This is a genomic window from Pseudarthrobacter sp. NPDC055928, from assembly GCF_042270935.1.
Classification (GTDB): Bacteria; Actinomycetota; Actinomycetes; order Actinomycetales; family Micrococcaceae; genus Arthrobacter.
Map to the genome: position 1 here is coordinate 1 of NZ_JBHJZH010000014.1, position 22,534 is coordinate 22,534.

The 22,534-nt window shown below is 60.6% G+C and carries 20 protein-coding genes and 1 pseudogene; 7 read left to right on the forward strand and 14 right to left on the reverse strand.

Going from position 1 to position 22,534, the window contains the following annotated elements; genetic code table 11:
- On the reverse strand, positions 1-1,378 hold a 1,378-nt coding region (locus tag ACFC25_RS16565; RefSeq protein ID WP_376047036.1), incomplete at its 3' end, for an MFS transporter.
- 199 nt (positions 1,379-1,577) lie between these two features.
- On the opposite strand from ACFC25_RS16565, the gene ACFC25_RS16570 reads away from it, so the two are divergent.
- Together ACFC25_RS16570 and ACFC25_RS16575 are read left to right on the forward strand one after the other, a co-directional pair.
- Positions 1,578-2,381: an IclR family transcriptional regulator gene (locus tag ACFC25_RS16570; RefSeq protein WP_376047039.1), complete on the forward strand. Its 804-nt coding sequence runs from the start codon at positions 1,578-1,580 to the stop codon at positions 2,379-2,381.
- A 6-nt stretch (positions 2,382-2,387) separates the two neighbouring features.
- Positions 2,388-3,266, forward strand: coding sequence for a sugar phosphate isomerase/epimerase family protein (locus ACFC25_RS16575; RefSeq protein WP_376047042.1), 879 nt, complete (start codon positions 2,388-2,390; stop codon positions 3,264-3,266).
- Between the two features lie 105 nt (positions 3,267-3,371).
- Here the strand turns inward: ACFC25_RS16575 and ACFC25_RS16580 are convergent, their stop codons facing one another.
- The 9 genes and pseudogenes from ACFC25_RS16580 to ACFC25_RS16620 all read right to left on the reverse strand — a co-directional run bounded on the left by ACFC25_RS16580 (position 3,372) and on the right by ACFC25_RS16620 (position 12,143).
- On the reverse strand, positions 3,372-3,713 hold the full coding sequence (locus ACFC25_RS16580) for a transposase (protein WP_376047045.1): 342 nt from the start codon (positions 3,711-3,713) through the stop codon (positions 3,372-3,374).
- A gap of 190 nt (positions 3,714-3,903) precedes the next feature.
- Positions 3,904-4,206, reverse strand: a pseudogene (locus tag ACFC25_RS16585) (hypothetical protein); the annotation flags it as partial.
- Positions 4,207-4,288: 82 nt separating this feature from the next.
- A complete protein-coding gene (locus ACFC25_RS16590) occupies positions 4,289-5,050 on the reverse strand; it encodes a GntR family transcriptional regulator (RefSeq protein WP_376047048.1) in 762 nt (253 codons plus the stop codon).
- Between the two features lie 147 nt (positions 5,051-5,197).
- Positions 5,198-6,343, reverse strand: a complete 1,146-nt coding sequence (locus tag ACFC25_RS16595) for a thiolase family protein (protein ID WP_376047051.1) — start codon at positions 6,341-6,343, stop codon at positions 5,198-5,200.
- Positions 6,336-6,728 (reverse strand): Zn-ribbon domain-containing OB-fold protein, encoded by a 393-nt coding sequence (locus tag ACFC25_RS16600; protein ID WP_376047054.1) that lies wholly within the window; start codon positions 6,726-6,728, stop codon positions 6,336-6,338. The genes ACFC25_RS16595 and ACFC25_RS16600 overlap by 8 nt, the downstream gene beginning before the upstream one ends.
- On the reverse strand, positions 6,725-7,945 hold the full coding sequence (locus tag ACFC25_RS16605) for a CaiB/BaiF CoA transferase family protein (RefSeq protein ID WP_376047057.1): 1,221 nt from the start codon (positions 7,943-7,945) through the stop codon (positions 6,725-6,727). Before ACFC25_RS16605 ends, ACFC25_RS16600 begins: the two co-directional genes overlap by 4 nt.
- Positions 7,942-9,099 carry a zinc-binding dehydrogenase gene (locus ACFC25_RS16610; protein WP_376047059.1) on the reverse strand — a complete coding sequence of 386 codons (1,158 nt, stop codon included), beginning with the start codon at positions 9,097-9,099 and terminating at the stop codon, positions 7,942-7,944. The genes ACFC25_RS16605 and ACFC25_RS16610 overlap by 4 nt, the downstream gene beginning before the upstream one ends.
- A 16-nt stretch (positions 9,100-9,115) precedes the next feature.
- Entirely contained in the window at positions 9,116-10,636 is a 1,521-nt protein-coding gene (locus ACFC25_RS16615; protein WP_376047062.1) for an aldehyde dehydrogenase, read from the reverse strand.
- Positions 10,637-10,757: 121 nt separating this feature from the next.
- The gene (locus tag ACFC25_RS16620) at positions 10,758-12,143 is read right to left on the reverse strand and encodes an MFS transporter (protein ID WP_376047065.1); all 1,386 of its coding nucleotides are present in this window, start codon (positions 12,141-12,143) and stop codon (positions 10,758-10,760) included.
- 430 nt (positions 12,144-12,573) lie between these two features.
- Between ACFC25_RS16620 and ACFC25_RS16625 the strand changes: the two genes are divergently transcribed.
- Positions 12,574-14,001, forward strand: coding sequence for an MmgE/PrpD family protein (locus ACFC25_RS16625; protein WP_376047068.1), 1,428 nt, complete (start codon positions 12,574-12,576; stop codon positions 13,999-14,001).
- A 157-nt stretch (positions 14,002-14,158) separates the two neighbouring features.
- Here ACFC25_RS16625 and ACFC25_RS16630 read toward each other — a convergent pair whose 3' ends face one another.
- Both ACFC25_RS16630 and ACFC25_RS16635 read right to left on the reverse strand, forming a co-directional pair.
- Positions 14,159-14,386: a hypothetical protein gene (locus tag ACFC25_RS16630; RefSeq protein ID WP_376047071.1), complete on the reverse strand. Its 228-nt coding sequence runs from the start codon at positions 14,384-14,386 to the stop codon at positions 14,159-14,161.
- Positions 14,387-14,494: 108 nt separating this feature from the next.
- Positions 14,495-15,670 (reverse strand): acyl-CoA dehydrogenase family protein, encoded by a 1,176-nt coding sequence (locus tag ACFC25_RS16635; protein ID WP_376047074.1) that lies wholly within the window; start codon positions 15,668-15,670, stop codon positions 14,495-14,497.
- Positions 15,671-15,856: 186 nt separating this feature from the next.
- Here ACFC25_RS16635 and ACFC25_RS16640 point away from each other — a divergent pair, with 186 nt between their 5' ends.
- From ACFC25_RS16640 to ACFC25_RS16655, 4 genes are all read left to right on the forward strand, one after another.
- Positions 15,857-16,423: a MaoC family dehydratase gene (locus tag ACFC25_RS16640; protein ID WP_376047077.1), complete on the forward strand. Its 567-nt coding sequence runs from the start codon at positions 15,857-15,859 to the stop codon at positions 16,421-16,423.
- Entirely contained in the window at positions 16,420-17,301 is an 882-nt protein-coding gene (locus ACFC25_RS16645; protein ID WP_376047079.1) for an HpcH/HpaI aldolase/citrate lyase family protein, read from the forward strand. Before ACFC25_RS16640 ends, ACFC25_RS16645 begins: the two co-directional genes overlap by 4 nt.
- A complete protein-coding gene (locus ACFC25_RS16650; protein WP_376047082.1) occupies positions 17,301-18,473 on the forward strand; it encodes a CaiB/BaiF CoA transferase family protein in 1,173 nt (390 codons plus the stop codon). The genes ACFC25_RS16645 and ACFC25_RS16650 overlap by 1 nt, the downstream gene beginning before the upstream one ends.
- Positions 18,474-18,577: 104 nt before the next feature.
- Positions 18,578-19,291 carry a GntR family transcriptional regulator gene (locus ACFC25_RS16655; protein WP_376047085.1) on the forward strand — a complete coding sequence of 238 codons (714 nt, stop codon included), beginning with the start codon at positions 18,578-18,580 and terminating at the stop codon, positions 19,289-19,291.
- A gap of 1,219 nt (positions 19,292-20,510) precedes the next feature.
- Here the strand turns inward: ACFC25_RS16655 and ACFC25_RS16660 are convergent.
- A complete protein-coding gene (locus tag ACFC25_RS16660; protein ID WP_376047088.1) occupies positions 20,511-21,116 on the reverse strand; it encodes an EthD domain-containing protein in 606 nt (201 codons plus the stop codon).
- On the reverse strand, positions 21,110-22,525 hold the full coding sequence (locus ACFC25_RS16665) for an FAD-dependent oxidoreductase (RefSeq protein ID WP_376047091.1): 1,416 nt from the start codon (positions 22,523-22,525) through the stop codon (positions 21,110-21,112). The genes ACFC25_RS16660 and ACFC25_RS16665 overlap by 7 nt, the downstream gene beginning before the upstream one ends.
- Positions 22,526-22,534: the final 9 nt, after the last annotated feature.

A 22,534-nucleotide genomic window follows, 5' to 3' on the forward strand; every position in this document is an offset into this window, starting at 1 on the left:
TACGGTCACGAATGGGAGACGGGAGACGAGGTGCGCTGGCCAAGGGGTCTGCCTTCGCGCGACTCCTGAGTCCCTTAATAGCGACCGCGAGGATCCCGAGTGACACAGGTACGGTCAGGGTGACGAAGACTTGTTCGAATCCATAGCCTGCGGCGACCATAACGGTTCCTACAGCGGCCCCCCCGATGGCACCGAATCGGGCGATGCCGGTCGCCCAGCTGGTGCCAGTGGCCCGAATGCGTGTCGGGTAGAAGCTGGCAGCCATGACCGGGAATCCTGTAGCAATGGAGTTGGTGAAGATGCCCAGGACGAAGATCATAAGCCCGAGGATTTCCACTGTGCGTGCGCCTGATAGGCCGATCAGCAGGAGCATTACCGTAGCGCAGACGCCGGCCACGACGAGGGTGGGATGCTGGCCGAATCGATCCATTGCATAGCCGATGACGATGTTGCCTAGGGTCCCGCCGATCTGCAGCAGGAATCCGATAGTAGCAATTTGCGTGAGGGTGAACCCGACGTCTCCCATGAGGATCGGCAGCCAGCTGTTCATCAGGTAAACCGTGAAGAACGCAGCGACGAAGCCTGTCCAAATCATCGCGGTGCCGAGTCGGAGGGGCTTTGATACCAAAGCAGAGACAGGGCTCTTCTGATTCACCACTGATGTTTCATCGACGGTGAAGACCGTGTCGTTAGCGGCCACGCCAGGTTCAATTTTGTTCATGATTGCCACTAGCCGGGCGTGCTGGTTCCCGGTCCGGGCCAGGAACTTGGGGGACTCGGGAAGTTTGAACCATGCGAAGGCAACGAACAGGAGCGGGACTATGCCGCCACCGATCAATGCCCAGTGCCAGCTAAAAAGTTCGATCAGGAAACTGCTGAAGTACCCGCCGAGGGCTGCTCCAAGCGTGAATCCGCAGTAAATGAACGTCATCATCACGCCACGGCGGAGCTTGGGTGCGTACTCCGCGACCATAGTTGCAGCGTTCGGCATTGAGGCGCCGAGCCCCAAACCGGTAAGTGCACGCAGAAGAGTGAAGGACGTTACATCGGTACTAAGCGCAGTCAGGGCGCTCATAACCCCGAAGAAAATTACCGACCAGAGAATGACATTGCGTCTGCCGAACCGGTCGCCGAGTGGTCCGGCAATTAGAGAACCTGCGGCTAGGCCGACCAGGCCGCTGGTGAACACAGGTCCCAGGTCAGCCTTCGTAATACCCCAGTCGGCGATGAGAGCCTGTCCCAAGTAGCCCGCCATCGTGGTGTCGATCCCGTCCAGGATGAGGACAGCGAAACACAGTATCAGGACGGCTTTCTGGCTCTTTCCGACTCGATTTCGGTCAATAACTTCTTCGACATCAACTGTGGCTTGGATAGTCATCGTGCGCTCCTTTGGGACGACAAGCAGGGCCTAAATGACCTGTCGGCAGACCTGCCATAGGCGCCGACGAAGTCTCGCAACGAAACATACCAGCCGAGGGCCCTTAAGTAGAATAGCGTTTCAATATGAAATGCGATTCGCAACTAGAACTGCTGGTGCAGTCTAGGTAAGCTTGACCTGGAGACATAAGGGGATCGCAATGAGCACAGTGCTAGCACGGGCGTTAGGCATGATGGAACTCCTCTCTGGCGTTCCCGGAGGTATGCCGTTGGGCGAAATCGCGGACAGGCTAAAGATTCCTGCCAGCGCAGCGCACCGTCTGGCGAACGAGCTGATCGAGCTGGGCTACTTCCGCCGTAGCTCAGACGTCGGGGACTACGCCCTTAGTATGAAGATGACCTCGCTCGCCCTGACATACTTGTCAGAAATTGATCTCGTCGAGCAGGCGAAGCCATCCGTTGACCGGATTGCAAGAGGTTCGAAAGCCCTTGCGCGGTTGGGAATCGTGGATGACAAGCGGCTCATCTGGGTTCTGAAGTCACAGGGATCGACCTCCAACATCCGATACGACCCGCCAATGCACCACGAAGTCCAGCTCTCCTGCTCAGCCAGCGGGCACGCCTGGTTGTCTCTTCTCAGCGATGAAAAGGCCTTGGAACTGGTCTTTCGGCAGGGTCTGAAGTTCGAAGGCTTTGGGCCAAATGCGCCACGGACCGTTGAGGAGGTGCTGGAACTCATCCGCACCGCAAGAGACAACGGCTACGCCAGAGTCACCGATTCGTATGAAGATGGAGTCTCGGCAATTGCCGTGCCTATCGTAAACCCACGACTGCGACAGGCTACCGGTGTGCTGTCTGTAGCAGGACTAACAATGCAGATGACGGATGAAAAGATCCACGACATTCTTCCCTTGCTGCAGGAGGAAGCGGGCAGCCTTTCCGAAGCAAGGCTGGACTATGCCAAGTATCTGCTGCCAACCAACCGCGAACGAATTGTCAGTTAGGATTCTATGAAAATCGGCATCGACGGATACTGCTACCATCGATTCTTCGGCGAGGTCTATCCGGGTCTCGAAGAGGAGCCTGGCCATCGGATGACAGTCAGCGACCTCATCCAAGCCGCTAGTGCGGCCGGAGCTGAAGCACTGTCGATCGAACACTTCATGCTCGCCCCCGGCGAAGACCTCGAGCCTCTCCGTGCCCAACTGCAGGATGCCCCTCTGGACCTGATGTGGGCATGGGGACACCCCGATGGGCTTGGCTCCGGACAGCGACCAGAGGAATTGTCTAGTCTCAAAAAGCATGTGGAGATCGCAGCCTACATGGGCGCCGAGGTCATGAGGATCTGCGGCGGCGGACGCCGTACCAGGCTGGATGTATGGGATGACCACCGGCGTGGGCTGCTTCCATTGCTCCGCGAAGCCACGGATTACGCCGAAGACCGTGGGGTGATCCTCGCTCTCGAAAATCACCTCGACTTTACCTCCGACCAGATTATCGAGATCGTGGCAGAGGTGGGCAGTGATCATCTAGGTATTTGTCTGGACACCACCAACCAGCTGCGGATGCTAGAAGAGCCGCAGTTGGCCATCCGCAAAATGGCCCCCTATGCCAAGGCCTGCCACTTCAAAGACGCACGCCCCCACCTCGGCGACCCTCAGACCTTTGCGTTTTGGCCCAGTGTGCCGGTAGGCGACGGCATCATTGATTTCCCGGATGCCTTGGCAGCCCTAGACGAGAGCGGCTTTGACGGGATCCTGGCCCTAGAAATCGATTATCTCCACCCCGAATATCCGTCATTGGATGAGGCCATTTACCTCAGCATCGAGAGGATGCAAACCCTCGTTGCAGGCTATCGGGATCCGTACCTGAAAACTTTGAAAGCATGAACTCAATCTAACGCCCGGTATGCCTACTCCGGACCTAGCGAAAAATCTAGTTCGCAGTATCCCGCGCGCTCTTCTGTCCCTAAGACTTACGCGGCTCTTCACGGTTCATGGGGAAATGAATCCCTGAGATGAGTGTAATGCCGCCGTCCGGACGGCACTTCTCAAGAGAAGAATCGATTTGTAGTTGGCTGGGTTGCGATAGCCACGGGCGGTGCGTTTTGTGTTCTTGATTGCGGTGTTGTTGGCCTCTACCTTGCCTGTCGTAGCTCCGGTGATGATGAGAACCTCGCTCTCTTTCCACCATCGGCAGACAGTGCGGTAGAGCCTGTTCGTCTCCGGACATGCGGCTGCCTTTACCAATTCCTCGAGCTCGGTTTTCGCAGTTGCCGCGTCTTCCAGGGATGCGGTGCGCAGCAGGGTCCTGAGTTGTTCCTTGACCTTCCACACCGCTTGGAGGGTGCCGTCGGATCGTCCGCGGCGAATACTTCTTCAAGCCGGAAGGCGGCCCTGCAGCTAAGTGTGTCGCCGCCGCGCAGCAGGAGCATACGGTGCGCCCATGCCTTGTCCACTGCTCTCCCGCGGCGGCACTTGACCTGCTGGGAAAGGTTTGCCGGGTCTCGGTCATGGCCTGGTTGGCCAGCGAGATCAGATGGAAGTGATCGACTGCGACAGCGGTGCGCGGAAGCCACATCCACAACGCTTTGCGGAAGGCTGCGGAGGGTCGATCGCGACGACCTGCACGGCCAGGCGCCACTCCAAGGGACGGGCGAACAGCCGGCCGGATCAGCGATTGAATTCCGAGCCAAGAAGGAGCCGCTTGTTCTTCACAGGTGCAGGCCACGTAGAGCCGGTTACGTGGCTCCAGAGTGCGGGTCGAATGCGGAACTTTATACTTCAAGTGTCGGCCCCCCGGCCGCCCTCCACCAGTTTCCGAACCCATGCCGCCTGTCAATTACCACAGTTTCTTGGAGCTCCCAAGCTTTGGCTCGCTTGATTAAATGGGGGTGGCGCACCAGCACGAACTAATCAAGACCGCGCTTGGCGTTTCTGTGCAGTTCCATACGATATGCGTAGCGTCTGGGGTTGAAGTGTGAGGAGGTGAACTCTATGAACTTCCCGTTCGCATCGTAGTAGAGACGTTCGATCAGCAAGATCGCGTCACCAGCTTCGCACCCGATCAGGCCCGCCTCATGTTCCGGCGCATTCATAGCGGTAATGTCTTGGCGTGCCCCTGTTATGGGCTTATCCAGAAAGCGTTCGGCGGCTCCGATGACCGTACCTTCGCCCGGTGATTTATCTCCGAGCTCGGCTAACTTTGCCCCCAGAGTTGGTTCCACGTAGTGGCGGGTCACGACGAACGGCACCCCATTGTAGGATCGGCGAACGGTGGCCCGGCTCACCTCTATGTAAGTAAGCCCCATTCGGGCAGCTATCGATGGCTCTACGACAACGGAAAAAGGTTCTATGACCTCAGTCGTCGTGTCAGGCCAGACGATAATCTCGTCCAGAGATCCGATGGACCGCAGGTAACGGCCTTGGGAATCCTGGCGGCTATTGACGTAGGTGCCGCTGCCTTGAACCCGGTTTATCAGGCCATCCATCAGCAGGATTTGGAGAGCTCCTCGAACGGTGTGCCGGCTGACCTTGTGGGCAGCCTGCAACTCACTCTCGGTCGGAAGCTTCTGCCCTTCGGAATAAACTCCCGCGGCTATATCGGCCCGAATCTGCGCAGCGAGGGACCGATAAGCAGGAACTGCACGCTCCTCTTGGGTATGTACCTCCACCCTGCACCTTCCGTTGGATTCGGCCGGTTCGGAACCTGCCGAACGCAACCAAATCTAGCATATGTCCGGACGAATTTCTCCTGAGTGTGGCGCCGGATCGTCCCCAGGTTCCCTGACGTCTGAGAACTACAGGGAACCTGAGGAAAGTCATCTTTCGACCATCAATACCGTTACTGAACCGCCATCAGTGCCGCTGACGGTACCGCCTTTGCAGTAAGCTAGGCCGAGGTTGGCGTCCTCCACCTGGCGTGCGCCGGCGCGATCAGTTAGTTGCCATGTCAGCTCACATATTTGGGCAACGCCCGTGGCGCCGACGGGATGTCCGCGGCTAAGAAGGCCCCCGCTGGTGTTTACGGGCATCTTTCCCCCGAGGGATGTGCTGCCGTTTTCGGACCAGATTCCGCCTTCGCCTACTGGAATGAGACCGAGCCCCTCCAGCCTAACGATTTCAGCGATCGTGAAGCAGTCGTGCATCTCAACAAGATCGACGTCTTTCGGTCCGTAGCCTGAGATGTTCCATGCCTGCTCTGCGGCCCGCCGTGAGACGTCCTCATCGTTAAGGCCGGCGGCGGATGATACGACGCTCCCGCTGACGAGTGCGCATCCTGCTATACGGGGGGCGGAGCGGACTTTCAGTTTTGCCAGGCCCGCCTTGCTGCACAGGATTACCGCCGCTGCTCCGTCGCTGATGGGGCTGCAGTCCAGCAGCCCAAGCGGTTCAGCGATAGTGCGTGCCTCAAGTACTTCGCTGAGACTGACTGGACGCTGGTATTGGGCGAACGGGTTATGAACTGAGTGTGCGTGGTTCTTGACGGCAACGGCTGCGATCTGTTCTCGGGTTGCGCCGTGATCGTGCATATACCGGCGCGCGCTCATCCCGTGGTTGGCCGCCATGACCAGTCCATTGATGGCGTCAAGGTCAGTCGGGTCTGGCATGACTCCACCGGCGACACGGTCCGTCATTTTCTCGGCACCTATGACGAGGACGACGTCGTGGATTCCGGCCTTTATTGCTATCCAGGCTTCACGAATGGCTGTTGCTCCACTGGCGCAATAGTTTTCGTGGTTCGAGACGGGCAGTCCGCCGAGCCCGAGCTGGACCGCGACGCGTTGACCCGCTACCGGGCCACCGAAGACATGCCCCATGTATACGGCTTCGATATCGGCAGGGACCGCACATGAGTCTGCCATCGCCGCCCGCGCCGCCCCCACCGCGAGCTTTTCAAAGGTGATGTCTGCGGGATACTTCCCGAATCGGACCATTCCTGCCCCTGAGATGAATGTTTCACTCATTTGTTTCCTCAATTCCTCGGAAGCGGTACCACCATAGAGAGTTGCCGGCCTCGTCAGTAGTTTTGGGGTACAACTCGACCGTAACGACTGACCCGATCTCGACGTTGCCTTCTGCCGCGCCCAGAACCCGGTTACCATCCTCGAAATCCACCGTGACTAGTGTGTAGGGAGTCTTTAAGTGGGAAGGGGCCTGACGAACAACGGTCCAGCTGCAAACGCGGCCTTGCCTGGGTAAGCTGACGTTTTCGACACGGTCCGAGCCGCAGTGGAGGCAGAGCGGTCGCTGCGGAAATGAATGCCGTTGGCAGGCGACGCAATAAATACCCTGCATGCCGCCTGCCAGGTTCACTACGTCTTCACGAAGCGGCATATCTACAGGTGTCATGGCTTTGCTCCTAAGAGGATGTGGCCCTGGGGCGAGGTTCCTGTTCGCCCGTCCGCGGATCGTGGTTCCCGATCTTGGAGCAGTTCCTTATTGTTGGCGCCCAGCTCCGGCGCTGAGTCAGGGCGGGGTTCGTCATAGGCGTCCATGAGGATTGGCGTCCTTATCATCCGGTGCTCGCCCGCAAACTTGTCGTTGATGCTGATGAACATGTGCCTGGCGTCCAGATGGGGGCATTCATAAAGCTCGTCAATGGTTTGAGTTTCACCTGCGGGCAGTCCGGAAGCCGCGAAGGATTCGACGATCTCCCGCCGCGTCCGTGTGTGTGTCCACTTTTCGGCTTCGGGACGGATCACCATTGCGAAGTTTTCGGCCCGCTCCATTACTGAGCTCAGGAGGGGATGATCGAGCAGATCCGGCCGGTCAATGGCATTACACAGCCTGCGCCACATTTCGTCTGTAGGCAGGATCAGTGCCACGAATCCATCACTGGCTTGCAGTGAACCCAAGGGGGCGTATCGGTCCACGCCCCTGACACGTCTCTCTTTCGTGAAGTCCCAGAGCATCAGCTCCCGCTCCAGCAGGGATGCGACTGTGTCATACATGCTTTGGTCCACAAACGTACCCGCACCTGTTCGTTCCCGCCCCTGAATTGCTGCAAGAATGCCAACGGACGCGTAAACGGCGGTGTATATGTCGGCGAAGCCGGTGACCGTGGGCAGCGGGGGACCGGACGTTTCACCGGTGACTGACATGAGCCCACCCATGGCTTGGATCGCCGTATCGAATGCGGGGCGGTCTGAAAATTCCCCTCGGTGGCTTTTCAGACGTCCGTAGCCGCTGATAGCACAGTAGACCAGCCGCGGGTTTTCTTTCCGCAGCACGTCATAACCGATCCCGAGTTTGTCGACTGCACCCGGTCGCAGGTTTTCGACAATGATGTCCGCTGTTCCTGCCAGAGTAAGGTAGGCAGCACGATCCGTAGGGCTGCTGAGGTCCAGAGTTACCGACTTTTTGTTCCGGTTGTAGCTCAAGAACCCGCCGCTCAGTGCCCCTGCATCGTTCTGTACAAGCGGGTCGTAAACCCTCCGGGGATCTCCGTTGCCGGGTTTTTCAATCTTGATTACTTCGGCACCCAGGTCTGCGAGCACCATTGCGCAGTATGGTGCGGCTATGTACTGTCCCAGCTCCAGCACCCGGAGCCCTTCGAGGGGTCTCATGACAACGCCGCCGCACCGTGGGGGACGATCAGAGGCTTAATGTCTTCCTGGGACCGCATCCTGGACATGGCCTCATTTACCTGGTCGAGCCCGTATTGGTTGGGAACGAGCGCGCCGAAGTCGTATTTGCCCTTAGAGTTCTTCATAAAGTCCAACGCTTTGCGGTATTCGGCGATGTGGCCTGACCAGGTGCCCATAATCGTCAGCTGCTGACGGGTGATGAACCCTGGGCGCACGGGTACTTCTTTTCCGGGACCATCAATTTGTCCGGTGACCATATACCGGCCGCCTTCCTTGATCATCCCTAGGCCCTCAGTGAAGGCGGTGCGTGCACCCGAGAACTCGAAAACGACTTCGGCACCCCGTCCGCCCAGCAGTTCTCTTACTGCGCTGATCCGGTCCTCGGGTTCGGGCGCGTCCGCGATTGAGATGGTGTCCGTCGCTCCATACTGTTTGGCAATTGCCAGTCGACCTTCAGGAGCACCTATAGTAATGATCCGCCCTGCGCCCAGGTGATCGGCAAGTGCCGTGGCGAACAGCCCGAGCGGGCCAGCGCCTTGGATCACAACATTCTCCCAAGGGTTCATTTTCCCAATACGTTCGAACGAGTGAACTACGGTTCGCAGCGCGCAGCTGGCTGCCGATGCCCATGAGGTCGGAACCTCGTCGGGGACCCGTACTCGGCCGGAATTAGGAAAGACATAGCAGTATTCGGCAAACCCACCGACGAGGTAAGGAGGACGTTCACAGTTTGTGAACATGTAGTACTGCCGATTCGTGCACAAGGTGGGCTGGTTATCGAGGCGGCAGTGGTCACAGCGGTTGCACGATGCGTGTGTGAAACAGATGCGGTCACCCAGTTCCAGGGGAGTGCCGAAAGTATCCCTTTCGGCTCCGGGCCCGAAGGCCACGATGCTGCCGACCATCTCGTGGCCGGGGATGACCGGAAGATCTACCCCTTGGCTTCCGCCGAGCGAGCCGTCCCATAGGTGGAGGTCTGAGCCGCAGATTGTCGCTGCTTCGACCTTTACGAGCAGTGCCCCGGCTTCCAGCTCCTGGGGGACGGGGATATCGCGTATTTCCAACTCCTCCCCGTGTTTGGCAAGTACTGCCGCACGGCTCGTCCTGGGTATCTCGAGAGTCTTGTTTGTCATGATTTCTTCCTTTGTGTTAGCCGAGTTTGAACGGGTCACGGCTTTCGCCCGTGAGTTCGACCCACACGGACTTTGTCTGTAGGTATGCGTCCAGGCCTTCCAGCCCGTTTTCACGGCCGATGCCGCTCTGACCGAATCCTCCGTAGGGAACGTTGTTCGCTAGGACGCGGTAAGAGTTCACCCAGATTGTGCCGGCTTTCAGCTGGTGCGCGATCCGGTGTGCGCGCTGTACGTCCTTAGTCCATACAGCTGCTGCGAGACCGTAGGACGTGTCGTTGCCGAGGCGGACTGCTTCCGCCTCGTCCTCGAAGGGGATGACTGCCAGTACGGGCCCGAAGATTTCTTCTCTGGCCACCCGCATGGTGTTGCTGACTCCGGTGAGAATGGTTGGTTCGAAGAAGTAGCCTTCGGTCAGGCCACTTGCCTTTGGTCGCCGCCCGCCGGAAGTGATAGTGGCTCCCTCTTCGACGCCCAGGTTCACGTAGTACTGGACTTTGTCCAGCTGTTCGGAGAAAGCGATGGGGCCCATCTCCGTTGCCATTTCCAAGGGGTCACCCATTTTGATCTGTGGTGCACGTTCGGCAAGCCTCCTGACCACTTCGTCATGGATGGAGCTGTGAACAAGTAGCCTGCTCCCCGCGATACAGGTCTGGCCGGTCGCGGCGAAGATGCCGGCCATCGCTCCGTTGACGGCGGCGTCAAGATCAGCATCGGGGAAAATGATGTTCGGCGATTTGCCGCCGAGTTCAAGTGTGACTTCAGCGATGTGGTCCGCCGCGCTCTTCATGACTGCGATTCCTGTGGCCGTAGATCCGGTGAAAGTGATCTTGTGAACGCCAGGATCGGCCGTCAGGGCGGCGCCAGTATCGCCGGCGCCGGTCAGGACGTTGAAGACACCTGCCGGGAACCCCACCTCGTGGACGAGCCTTGCGAACTCTAGTGTTGAATTGGGTGTTTGTTCTGCGGGTTTGGCGATGAAGGTGCAGCCCGCGGCAAGGGCCGGTGCCAGCTTGCTTGCCAGAAGGAAGAGCGGACTGTTCCACGGGAGAATAGCCGCTACGACGCCGATGGGTTCCCGGCGGGTGTACGTGAAGAAGTTCGTCTGGGGGGCTGGGATGGTCTGCCCGGAGATTTTGTCCGCCGCACCTGCAAAGAATTCGTAGGTTGCGGGCAGGCCCGCCATTTGGCTCCGGGTCTCCCGGATGACCTTACCGTTGTCCCGGGTTTCGATGACGGCCAAGGAGTCGGCTTCGGATTCAATGAGGGCAGCCAAACGACGGATGAGGACTCCGCGCTGCGCCGCTGACATTGTCCCCCAGGGGCCTTCCAGAGCGGCCTGGGCTGCGCTCACGGCCTTGCGGACGTCGGCCGGCCCTGCCAGAGGAACAGTTGCCCAGGGCTTCCCGGTATATGGGTTGACGGATTCGAATGTCTGACCGGATTCCGCCTCGACCCAGTCCCCGCCGATGTACATGCTGCGGTGTTCAAGCCGGGTTGCCTCACTGTCGGCAGCGGCCAATGTTTGGTTCAAATTCATAGTCTTCCTACTTCCTGCTGTCGGGCCTGCTGTGGCCCCTCAAGTTTCACGTTGTTCGCGCGAGCCTACGGATGGCTAGAGTGCGGGTGGAGGTGGAGTTTCCCCACCTGTCCGGGAGTTCTTATACAGAGATCTGTGAATGCGTTGCAACCGCTTCATTGGAGGAGAGGGACACGCCCTTTGTTTCCGGAAGGAACCGCAGCAGAACGAAGAAGCAGATGAATGCTACGACCACGAGATAGAAGGCTGGCGCCACTATGAGGGCAAAAGCAGACGCAATAGCCGTTGCCACGAAGGGTCCTGGGCCGCCAATCATGGCCTGCGCGACATTGAAACCTATGGAGCTGCCACTGACGCGCAGCCTTGCCGGGAACAATTCCACCATCAGAACGCCAAGCATCACGTTCACGAGCGCTTCAAAGGCTGCGAAGATCACAAGCCCGGCCAATCCGAGGAACCAATTGCCGGTGCCTAGGAGCATAAAGCACGGAATGGTTACAAGGGCGATACCGATGGTGCCGATCAGCATAGTCTTCCTTCGCCCGATCCTGTCGCCGATCATGCCGGCGAAAGGGCACATGGTGGCGTAGATCAGCAGGGCCAGGATTGAAAGTTGCAGGGCGTCGGTGCGGGCCATATTCACCTTGACCGTCAAGAAAGTGATGACAAAAGTTGCCAAGTAGTAGAAACCCAGTCCTGTTACTGCAGTACAGGTGAAGACCAGAAGGATCCCTGAACGACTCTTCTTACTCGCGGAGCGCAAAGGAGCGTGCTCGACTTCGTGTGCCTGCTGGAGTTCGCGGAAAATTGGAGTGTCTTCAAGCTTGATTCGCAGGTACAACCCCAAAACCGCCAGTGGCCCGGCTACGACGAACGGCACGCGCCAACCCCAAGCAGACATTTCCTCACTGCTGATGCTGCTCGCCAGCAGGAGGGTTACAACTCCACCACCCATGACTCCCAAGGCGGCACCTGCGGAGACAACGCTGCTCCAGAGACCTCGGCGCCCGTTCGGGGCATATTCGATCAGAAAGGTCGCTGCGCCCGCGTATTCCCCGCCAGCCGAGAAACCCTGTGCGCAGCGCAAGATCACGAGAAGGATAGGTGCTGCGATCCCGATCGTCTCATACGTCGGCAGCAGGCCGATCGCGAGGGTGCATACGCCCATCAACACAATTGCTAATGAGAGCGCGGCTCGGCGCCCCAGCCGATCTCCCAGGGCTCCGATGATCAGGCCACCCATAGGCCGGAACAGGAATGCAACACCGAAGACAGAAAGGGAGGAAAGCAGGGAGACGGTCGGGTTCTCGGAAGGGAAGAAGAGTTGCCCGATCGTCACTGCGAGGAAGCCGTAAACGGCGAAGTCGAACCACTCCAGGAAATGACCGATACCAGCCGCAACGGCAACCCGTTTGGAGACCTGCGGAGCGAGTGCTCCATCAGCGATCGCTGAGGTGCTCTGGGGTTCGGGTGGAACCTCAGTGTGAGGTGTCATCTCTGCGTTCATTGATTCTCTCCTTTGAGAAGGGTCGTTTATGGCTGTGTTCTTAGGTTGCCAAAGCTTGACCGCGACCGAGGGGGTCGGGGTCGCCTCATCCGTGGGGGCGTCATTGGCGGTCACTGAGAGGCAGTAGTCGCGTCGCCGCCTTTACTCTGTGACCCAGGTAATAGTTGTACGGACGAATCTATCGCCAGCATCGCACTTCGTCAAGGGGTTGCCGTTTGTCCTGTCGCGGGAGCTTAATTCAGCGGAATATAGGGCAGGACATTGCATGCTGGAAGTATGAGCGGGGGCCCGGAATCATCATTGACTGGGTGCGTTTCCCGGCTTAGGGTAACAATGGTACGGACGATTCAATGAGCCGTTTGCCGGCCTTGATCGACTGGATTAGGAAAGAGAGCGCCACTACCAAGGTGCAGGACTAAGGAGTTAAGAGATGCGGCAGGGAGCAACGGGGCTTCAGCACGAGCAACCGACCAAGACGAGGACAATCGCCGAACGGCTCGCCGAATTTGCATGCGAAGTCAACGTTGGTGATGCTCCGGAATCGGTAGTTGAGCGGGTGAAGGCGTGCCTGGTTCACGCCACCATAGTGGGGGCAGCGGGTATTGACGCCCCTTACGGAATGGCAGCCGAAAGGGCGATGGGTCCGGGAGGTCGGGAACTGCGGGCAGGACAGTCACGATCACTTGTCACGGGCGACTACCATAGTCCGCACGTAGCAGCATTTATCAACGCGTCTCTCTTTCATGCCCGGGCACAAGAGGACACGCACGGTACGTTCCATCCGGGGATCACAGTCATACCGGCGGCCCTCGCCGCGGCTGAGTCGAAGATGTGTGACGGAATGACGTTCATGGACGCTGTCCTGGCCGGCTATGAGGTTGGAACGGTGCTTTCAGCCCGCCTCACCGAGAGAACCACGCCTCCGTTCAGAGCCACAGCCGTGTTCGGAGCGATAGCTGCCTCGGCGGCAGTCGGGAGGATATTTCAGCTCAGCGCGGAGCAAATGGCATCGGCCATCGCTATAGCTACGGCCAGTTCCGGCGGCACGTCTGAATCGTTCGGGGCAGGAACGGATGAGTGGCGCTTCCAGCCTGCAAAGGCTGCCATGAACGGTTTCATGGCAGCTTCCCTGGCTGCCGAAGGAGTCCGTGGCTCTGCGACAGCATTCGAGGCGCACGCAGGGTTCCTTGAGTGCTTCGCAGGGGTAGATGCAGAAGATCTTCTCACAGATTTGGGCCGTGTTTGGAACGTCTTGGGTGTGACATTCAAGCCATTTCCAGTCTGTGCCTTCAACCAAGCGCCTTCCTTACTCGCCGTCCGGATGCGTTCCGAAGGGTTGCGGGCCGAGCACGTGGAATCCATCACCCTAAGAATGAACAAGCGCGAGGCGACCTACCCAGGCATGCCGGCCGAGGGACCCTTCCAGACCGTGGCTCAGACGTTGATGAGCGCAAGATTCGCGTTTGCCACTGCCTTGGTTGAGGGGGACATCACCCTTGCATCACTGTCGCGGTTCGACATTCCCGAAGTTATGGGAATGGTTGGCAAAATTAAACTGGTTGCTGAAAGGGGCCAGCTGCCGAAAACCGCAACAGCAACTGCCCACCTAACGGACGGTTCGGTCCTCAAGGATGGGATAGACGACTCTGATTCACTCCTTTCCTGGACACTCCCGCAGGTTGTGGCCAACGGTGAGCGACTGCGCACAGAAGCAAACCTATCGGCCGACCAGTACCACCGTCTTGTCCAAAGCATTATGGACCTTGAGGCGGCCACCAATGTGAGGGACGTCGTTTCTGCGGCCATCAGCGGCCAGCGGATTGATTCCAGGCAAGAAATTTCCGATTCTTCGCAGTGAGGGAGGCCCTTGCGTGCAGAGGCGATCAGGGCAGTCAGACAAATTCCTCTGCGTGGGGGAGGGCAAGTGGGGCGGAGCCCTGCCGGTGCCTCGGCGGTTGAAGCCAAGACGTTGTTCCGACCCGGACTGGCAACCAACTTCTTGGGCGCCCACGTAATCAGGGCTGGTCGCCAGGAGCTTCCCATTTGTAGTTGACCCAAACTTCGAGCTGGTTTCGGCGTTCGATCATACGGCGGGTACTGGAGCCTTCGGCCGCGAGCCAAAGGATTTCATCGTCGTACGTAACTGAATCGACCCGTCCATAATCAACAGTTCTTCCCCTGGCCCTAATCTCAACCTGTTCACCTAGGATAGGGAACCATTCATGCTGAAGGTGATAGGCCATCAGCTTCCTCCTTCGTGGGCGTAGTAATCCGTCTTAGCCGGAGCTCAGGAAGGTACCCAACAGGCGGGCCGTAGCTTGTGAACGATCTGGACCTACCTGCCGCTGCGGTCAGTACGAGCGGGGCAGGCCCAGGACTTTGGTGGCCACGAAGCTCTTGATCATGTTGTTGTTGACCGGGGCCACCTGGAACATGCGGGTTTCGCGGAACTTGCGTTCGACGTCGTACTCGTCCACGAAGCCGTACCCGCCGTGGGTGTCGAGGCAGGCGTTGGCGGCGGCCCAGCTGGCTTCGGAGGCGAGGTGCTTGGCCATGTTGGCCTCGGCGCCGCAGGGCTCGCCGGCGTCAAAGAGCCGGGCCGCCTCGTAGCGCATCATGTCCGCGGCGCGGACCTTCATGTAGGCGTCCGTGATAGGGAACTGCACGCCCTGGTTGGTGCCGATCTTGCGGCCGAACACCTCGCGGCTGTTGGCGTAGTCCACGCCCCGCTTGGTGAACCAGTAGCCGTCGCCGATCGCTTCGGAGGCCAGCAGGATCCGCTCGGCGTTCCAGCCGTCAATGACGTAGCGGAAGCCCTTGCCCACCTCGCCGATCACGGCAGACGCCGGCACGCGCATGCCGTGGTAGTGGATCTGGTTGGTGGCGTAGTTGAACATGGTGCGGACTTTGACTACCTCGAGGGTGTCCGGCTGTTCGGCCCGGACCTGGCGCAGGTCCACGAGGAACAGGGTCAGGCCGTGGGTCTTGTCAGCACCCTTGCCCCGGGGCTTTTCGGAGGTGCGGGCGAGGACAAAGAGGAGGTCTGATTCCTCGATGCGGCTGGTCCAGCTCTTGTGGCCGGTGATGACGAAGTGGTCCCCGTCGCGCACGCCCGCGGTCTCAATGCTGGTGGTGTCCGAGCCGGCCTTGTCCTCGGTGATGGAGAAGGCCTGCAGCCGCAGCGAGCCGGCGGCGATCTGCGGCAGGTACGCCTGCTTCTGGGCCGCGTTGCCGTGCCGCAGCAGCGCACCCATGGTGTACATCTGCGCGTGGCAGGCCGCCGAGTGGCCGCCGGACTTGTTGATTTCCTCCATGATGACGCTGGCCTCGGTCAGGCCCAGGCTCAGGCCGCCGTACTCGGCAGGGATCAGCGCGGAGAGCAGGCCGGCCTCGGTGAGGGTGTTGACGAACTCCTGCGGATAGCGGCGGTTGCGGTCCGTCTCGCGCCAGTACTCGTCCGGGAAGCCTTCGCACAGGAGGCGGGTCTGCTCGCGCAGCTGGTCCAGTCCGGCGGTGAGGGTTTGCATCGGTGCTCCTTCGAATCGTTGCTGGCGACCATCCGTCACCTCTGGGACATGACGATACGCCAATATATTAGAGGCTGGCAAGATGTACTTTCCCCGCCCATCAGCGCGGCAATTCCTTGACAATCAGAGGAAAATGGCGCCAGACTAGCCAAGGAGAAGTAATATATTGATTGAAGGAGATCAACGATGACCGACAAGACATCACAGTCAATGACAACCGAAGGCCGCGTAGTGGAAGGCTGGACGGGCAGGCTGTTTGAGGACTTCTCGCCCGGTGACATCTACTACCACCCGTTCGGGAAGACGGTGACGGAGGCGGATAACCAGTCCTTCACGCTCATGACACAGAACGTGGCGAAGACTCACGTGGACCGTAATTTCGCGAAGGCCACCGAGTTTGGCCTGCCGCTGGTGAACTCCACGTTCACGCTCGCGCTGGTCACCGGTCAGTCCACCATTGACCTGTCCATGAATGTCTTCGCGAACATGGGCTGGGACGAGGTCCGGATGCCGAACCCGGTCTATGAAGGCGACACCATCTACTCGCGGTCCAAGGTCCTCTCCGTTCGGGAATCGAAGTCCCGCCCCAACCTCGGCCTGGTCACCGTCGCCACCGAGGGTTTCAACCAGGACAGCAAAATCGTGATCAGCTACCGGCGCACGTTCATGGTGTACCGGCAGGGTCACCTTCCCGGCGTCGAATCCGCCCGCCCGGATGAGTCAACGCTGCCCTCGATCGGGGACTTCCAGTGACGGCGCCCGCAGGCCTCACGGCAGCCGGCCTGACCGCCAGGGAAACCGTCGCCAGCGCAATCACAGCTTTGTTCGTTCCCGGCGACCGTCCCGAACGGTTCGCCAAGGCAGCCGCCGCGGGCGCCGGCGTCGTGATCATTGACCTGGAGGACGCCGTCGCGCCGGACGCCAAGTCCGCAGCGCTGACCGCGGCGCTCGAAGCCGTGGCACCGTCCGACGGCGGCGCACCGGTGCGTGCGCTGGTGCGGGTGAACCCGCAGGGTTCCGCCCATTACGACGCCGACATCACCTTGCTGCTCTCCGCCGCCCGCACGCCAGGCTCGGGTCTGCTCGGCATCATGGTGCCGAAGACCGAAGATCCCGGCGCACTGCGCCAGCTCCGTGCAGACATGCCAAAATACCTGGCTCTGGTCCCTCTGATCGAATCGGCCCTAGGCGTGATCAACGCGCTGGAACTTGCCCGCGTGCCCGGGGTGACCCGGCTGGCGTTCGGCGCCATCGACTTCGCCCTGGACATCGACGCCGACGGCGGCGACCGGTTCCTGGACCACGCCCGCGCCCACCTGGTCCTCGCATCCAGGGCGGCCGGCATCGCCGCGCCACTGGATTCGCCGTCCACCGACATCAAGGACACCGCCCGCGTGGCGGAGTCAGCCTTGCTCGCCCGGAACTTCGGTTTCGGCGGGAAGCTCTGCATCCACCCGGCCCAGCTGGCCACCGTGCACGGGGGGTTCGCGCCCACGGAGGCAGACGTAGAGTGGGCGCTGTCCGTGATCGGGACCGAAGGCGGTGCCGCCCAGGTGGACGGCCAGATGATCGACCGCCCCGTCACTGAGCGGGCCAAACGTATCCTGCAGCGCGCAGGGAAGGAACAGTAATGGGCACCCTCCCCCTGGCGGGCATCACCGTCATCTCCCTGGAACAGGCCGTCGCGGCCCCGTTCGCCACCCGGCAACTCGCCGACCTCGGGGCCCGGGTCATCAAGGTGGAACGGGACACCGGGGACTTCGCCCGCGGCTACGACACCAAGGTCCACGGCATGGCCAGTTACTTTGTCTGGCTGAACCGGTCCAAGGAAAGCATCGTCCTGGACCTGAAATCCGACGAAGGCATCGCCGTGCTGCGCAAGCTGGTTTCCACCGCGGACGTGCTGGTCCAGAACCTCGCACCCGGCGCCATCGAACGCCTGGGCCTGGGCCCGGACGAGGCCCTGGCGCTGAACCCGCGGCTGATCCACGCCTCAATCTCCGGGTATGGCCGCGGCGGGTCCTACGAGCAGAAGAAGGCCTACGACCTGCTGGTCCAGTGCGAGGCCGGCCTGCTCAGCGTCACCGGCACCCCGGAGTCCCCCGCCAAGGTGGGCGTGTCCATCGCCGACGTCTCTGCCGGCATGTACGCCTACTCGGGCATCCTGACCTCGCTGCTGCAGCGGGCCACCACCGGCCGCGGCGACGTCCTGGAAATCTCCATGCTCGAAGCCCTGGGCGAATGGATGGCCCAGCCGTACTTCTACGCCGAATACAGCGGAGCCCCGCCGGCCCGCAGCGGCGCCCAGCACGCCAGCATCGCACCCTACGGACCGTTCAGTGCCGCCGACGGCACCGTGTTCTTCGGCATCCAGAACGAGCGCGAATGGGCCAAGTTCTGCACCGACGTGCTCCAGCAGCCCGAACTGGCCCAGGACGCACGCTTTGCCGGCAACGCACTGCGCGTGGACAACCGCCCGGCACTGCACGAAGCCATCAACGCCGTCCTCGGCGGTTTGTCTGCCGCCGAGGTCCTGGCAAGGCTCGATGCCGCAGGCATCGCCAACGCCCAGTTGCGGGACATGCAAGAGTTCTCCGCCCACCCCCAGCTGGCCGAGCGCAACCGCTGGCGGGACGTCGATTCCCCCGTGGGCCCGCTGCGCAGCCTGATCCCCCCGGTCACCTCCCGGGAAGTGGATATCAGGATGGATCCGGTGCCGGAGATCGGCGAGCACACCGAAAAAATCCTGGCCGAACTGGGACTCGGCGCACCGGGCCTTGCCCCGCTCCACAACATCAACTGAATCTCCCCTGGTTGCGCATCAGCCACGGCCCGCCTGCCCCGCAGGAGGGCCGTGGCTGATGCCGTATGTTAGGTGGGGAAATTGATCAGAAAGAGTCCGCAGCCATGACCAGCCGCAGCCCGCGCAGGAGCGCACGCCCGCAACTGAGCGAGAAGGCCACCGCCCATATCCGCGGCCTCATCATGTCCGGTGAACTGCGGCCGGGCACCTTGGTCCGGCCCGAGACCATCGGCGAGGACCTGGGCATTTCCACTACGCCGGCCCGTGAGGCGCTGCAGGCCCTGCGGGTGGAGGGCTTCCTGGAACTCGTGCCACGGCATGGATTCGTGGTGGCGCCGCTGACCGGACAGGACATCCGCGACCTCTTCCAAGTCCAGGCACTCATCGGCGGCGAACTTGCCGCCCGCGCCGCCGCCAACGCGAGCGAGCAGGACGTGGCCGAACTCGAAGCACTGCATCACGAGCTGAGCGCTGCCGCTGCCCGGAACAACCACGAACTCCTGGAAGAGAAAAACCACGCCTTCCACCGCGAGATCAACCTCATGGCCAATTCCCGGAAAACCGTCTGGGTCCTGGGCCTGGTCACCCGCTACGTCCCCCGGCAGTTCTACTCCACCATCCCCGGCTGGCCCCAGGCCACCATGAACGACCACGCCGCACTACTCAAGGGCATCCAGGCACAGGACGCGGAGGCAACCCGGGCGGCAATGCAGCAGCACATCGTCCACTCAGGCGAATTGCTGGCCGCCCACTTCGACGCGCGCGTAGCCGCGACGACGGCTGAAACGGAAAAAGCCGACGGAGCAAATGACACCTGATTCGAGCGGACTGAGCACCTTGGATCGGCAGACAAATGGGGTGGCTGGACGCCTTCCACCCACGGTCATCCTGCGGGGGCGTGGTGGCCGCAGTACTGATCGTGCTGTCCGAAGTCGCGAGCAACACCGCCGTAGCGGCCGCCTTGCCAGTGAGGGCTTACGTCGCAGCAGGGTCGAGTCGTTTTTCCTGAACCACCCCCGCACATTACGCCTTCGTCTACTTCAACGATGTACCTGCCGGGGAAAACCCTGAGAAACGAGGATGCCCTGCCCACGTTCTAAAGCTGTCGGAATTAGACGCTGCACTGCTTACTCCAGCACTGCTCGATCAGAAGCCGACTCACATCTCGTGGATTACCGACGACAATGTCGACGCGGAATACCGGGGTAATTTGGGTGGAGTACTGAAGCATTAGTGACCTCTCAAGACTGGACAAGGTAGGGGTACTCTCCGTGGAAACTTTCGCTCTGCACGGGGTGGGAGGAATTCCCTGCACGTCAAAACGTCAGTAGTGCTTCAGGGGCTTGGGTGAGGGGAATGGACTAAGGTACCGAGCCCCGCCCAGTAGCAAGCCATGTAGATGCCGAGAATGTCTGAGCCTTGTCCAACGGGGCCCCATCCTCTCAACGAGACGAAAGGCCCCCGAATTGGAAGCAACGTCCCGCTATGGCTGTAGTCCGAGCCGGCGCAGTCAGGCTTGGGATCGAACGTCGTCGGCGGGCTAGCCAGCCGACACCGCGGCGAGGACACGATAGTGCGGCCGGCGGGCGACCAGTACGCCGCACCTCTTTGATGCGCTCCTTACCAGCTACTCACTGCCCGACACGAAAGTGGGAGTACTGTACGACTGGGACAAGGGACGGCGGGCCGAGCTTGATACATTCAGTGGTACATCGTGGACAGGCGTCGCCGGCTTGGCGGGCCCGAAAACGATAGTGGGATCCAGGCCGGTCCAGCCGCCACAGGTTGGCGGTAGAGCTGGATCGGGAGATCCACATAGGGGAACATTCAGTCGGTTGGAGACTGGCGACGGGCAATATCGTTAGCAACGTCGACGGGTGTGATGCCCGACGCCAGCGGGCTGCCGGTCCCTGCGGTGACCAGGTCCATCCTTTGCCCGGGTGGGGAGCGAAACTCTAACCTGCAGCACGGCCCCAGGAAATGCTTGATCTTTGCCACCATCGCCTTCACCTGGCACCGGCCCTCAGCAATCTGAGGTCAGCGGACGCGCCTCGAAACTGTCTTCAGTACCCTGATCCCGCTATTCATCGAGGCGCTCGAAGCCCTATCCACAACTGCCTTGAAAAGGTCACCGGTGTCTCCTGCGGGCTCTGGATACACGAGCATTGAAGCCGGTGCTGTTGGTTCTTGCAGGAGCCTCGGCCTCTTCATTTGGCGAACGCCCTCTTCGGGCTGCGTAACGATCACGTCATCGCCAGCCGTCAGCACTGCCATCTCGCCTGCGCTAAGCGGTCCGGGCGACAACAGCCACACCTTCCCTTGGGCGTCGTAGCTGTTGCGGTTTGTCACAGTGAATGCGGTAAGCGTCCGGATAAAGCTGACCTCGTCGTCCTGCTGAGCCATGGACGTGTGGTTTTCCGGGGATGAGACGACGGCGTCATCGAACCAGACCTCGACGATCCCGTCGATCGTCTCCGTGGGGTCACCGTTGGTCCAGAAAGAATGAACGGGATTCTGCACATACTCTTTCAGACCGGGCAGTGTAGAGATAATTTCCGCATGCCCGGTCGCCCAATGCGAGTCGAAGTCGCGAAACGACATATCGGGCCGGCGTTGCAGCAACGCAATGCGCTTTCTTAGCATGATGTATTTCCTTCCATGGCAGTCGCCATCTGTTCTTGGGACAGGCTGTGGGGCGTGTCAGCAACCAAGCGCGCCGCGCCGCTGCCGGCGATGTTGCCTGTGATGTGCGCAGGGGCAAGCCCGCCCGCATAGCCGTAGTTGGAAAACCCGCCGAGGTCGGCGCCCGCAGCGTAGAGCCCGGTGATCCTTTCGCCGGCAGAATTCAACACGGAGGTGCTGTCGTCAATTGCAATCCCTCCGAGCGTGAAGGTGATCGTGGGCTGCACCTCGAGAGCGTAGAACGGCGGCTTCCGTAGCTTCGCCAGTTGCTGGACGGATGGCGGTTCACCGCGCGAGACACGGCGCGCCAGGGACGACACCTGGATGTCGCCCGCCAGTGTCTTCCGGAGCTGCCGCCCGTCCACACCGAGGTCGCCGAGCTGTTGTGCAAGTTCATCGAGAGTCTGAGCCTTTGCGTGTCGAGCCCCGCCCTCCACCGCAAACGTGAACCGGTCCATCCGCCCGAAATTGGCGAAGGGTTCTGACACTCCGTCGGTGGACCGCACGCTTTCGTCAAAGATGAGGAACGCCTTCATCCCATCGACCTCGGCGAGGTCCTGGTTGAGGATTTCGTCGCCACGGGATTCCTCGGAGATCCGCCGGCCATCGGCTGCGACAAGGATCCCGTGATTGGAGTAGTACTGGGAGTAAAGCATGAATCGGTCTGGCGTGAAGTCGGCGACGGGGTGGGGCACAAGATGTCCGTAGAACGTTCCCATGTCACCGGCCAGCGCGGCCCCGAGGGACACTGCCAGGCCGAGTCCATCGCCTTGACTACCGGGGTTTGAACGGAGCAGTATGTCGGCGCCGACGGCAGGCATGTGGATTGCCCGATGTGCTGTTGATCCCTGGAATCCTCCTGTGGCCAGGACGATGGCGTCAGTGTTGATTTCGCGGTGGCCGTCTGCTGAATCCGTACTGATGCGGAACCGGCGCGTGCCGGACCAAGTCACGGACTGAATTCGGATGCCGGTATGCGCCTCTCCGCGCGAAGCCCGTAACCTCTCTTCAAGAACCTTCAGGTATGTCTTGATGTCGAACGAATAGCCGCGGCCAAACCCCATGACGCCGTTCGTTGCACCGGCGTCGACGTGAACGCCGGTAGCGCGAATCGCCGCGAGGCCGGGCTCGTAGTCCGCGATCATGCGCTTGGCCAGCCGCACGTCGCCGTGCGGAATTCGCCGGCGGTATGAAGCGAGATCGGGAGCGGTCCAGTACATGCCGGCAGACAGCTCGGACGAACCTCCAAGGCGATCCTGATTCTCCAGAAGAGTGACACTTGCACCTTCTTCTGCAGCCACCGATGCAGCCCGCAGGCCGGCCAGCCCGCCTCCGATGACCACAACGTCCACGGACGACATTTCTGTCATACCAACTCC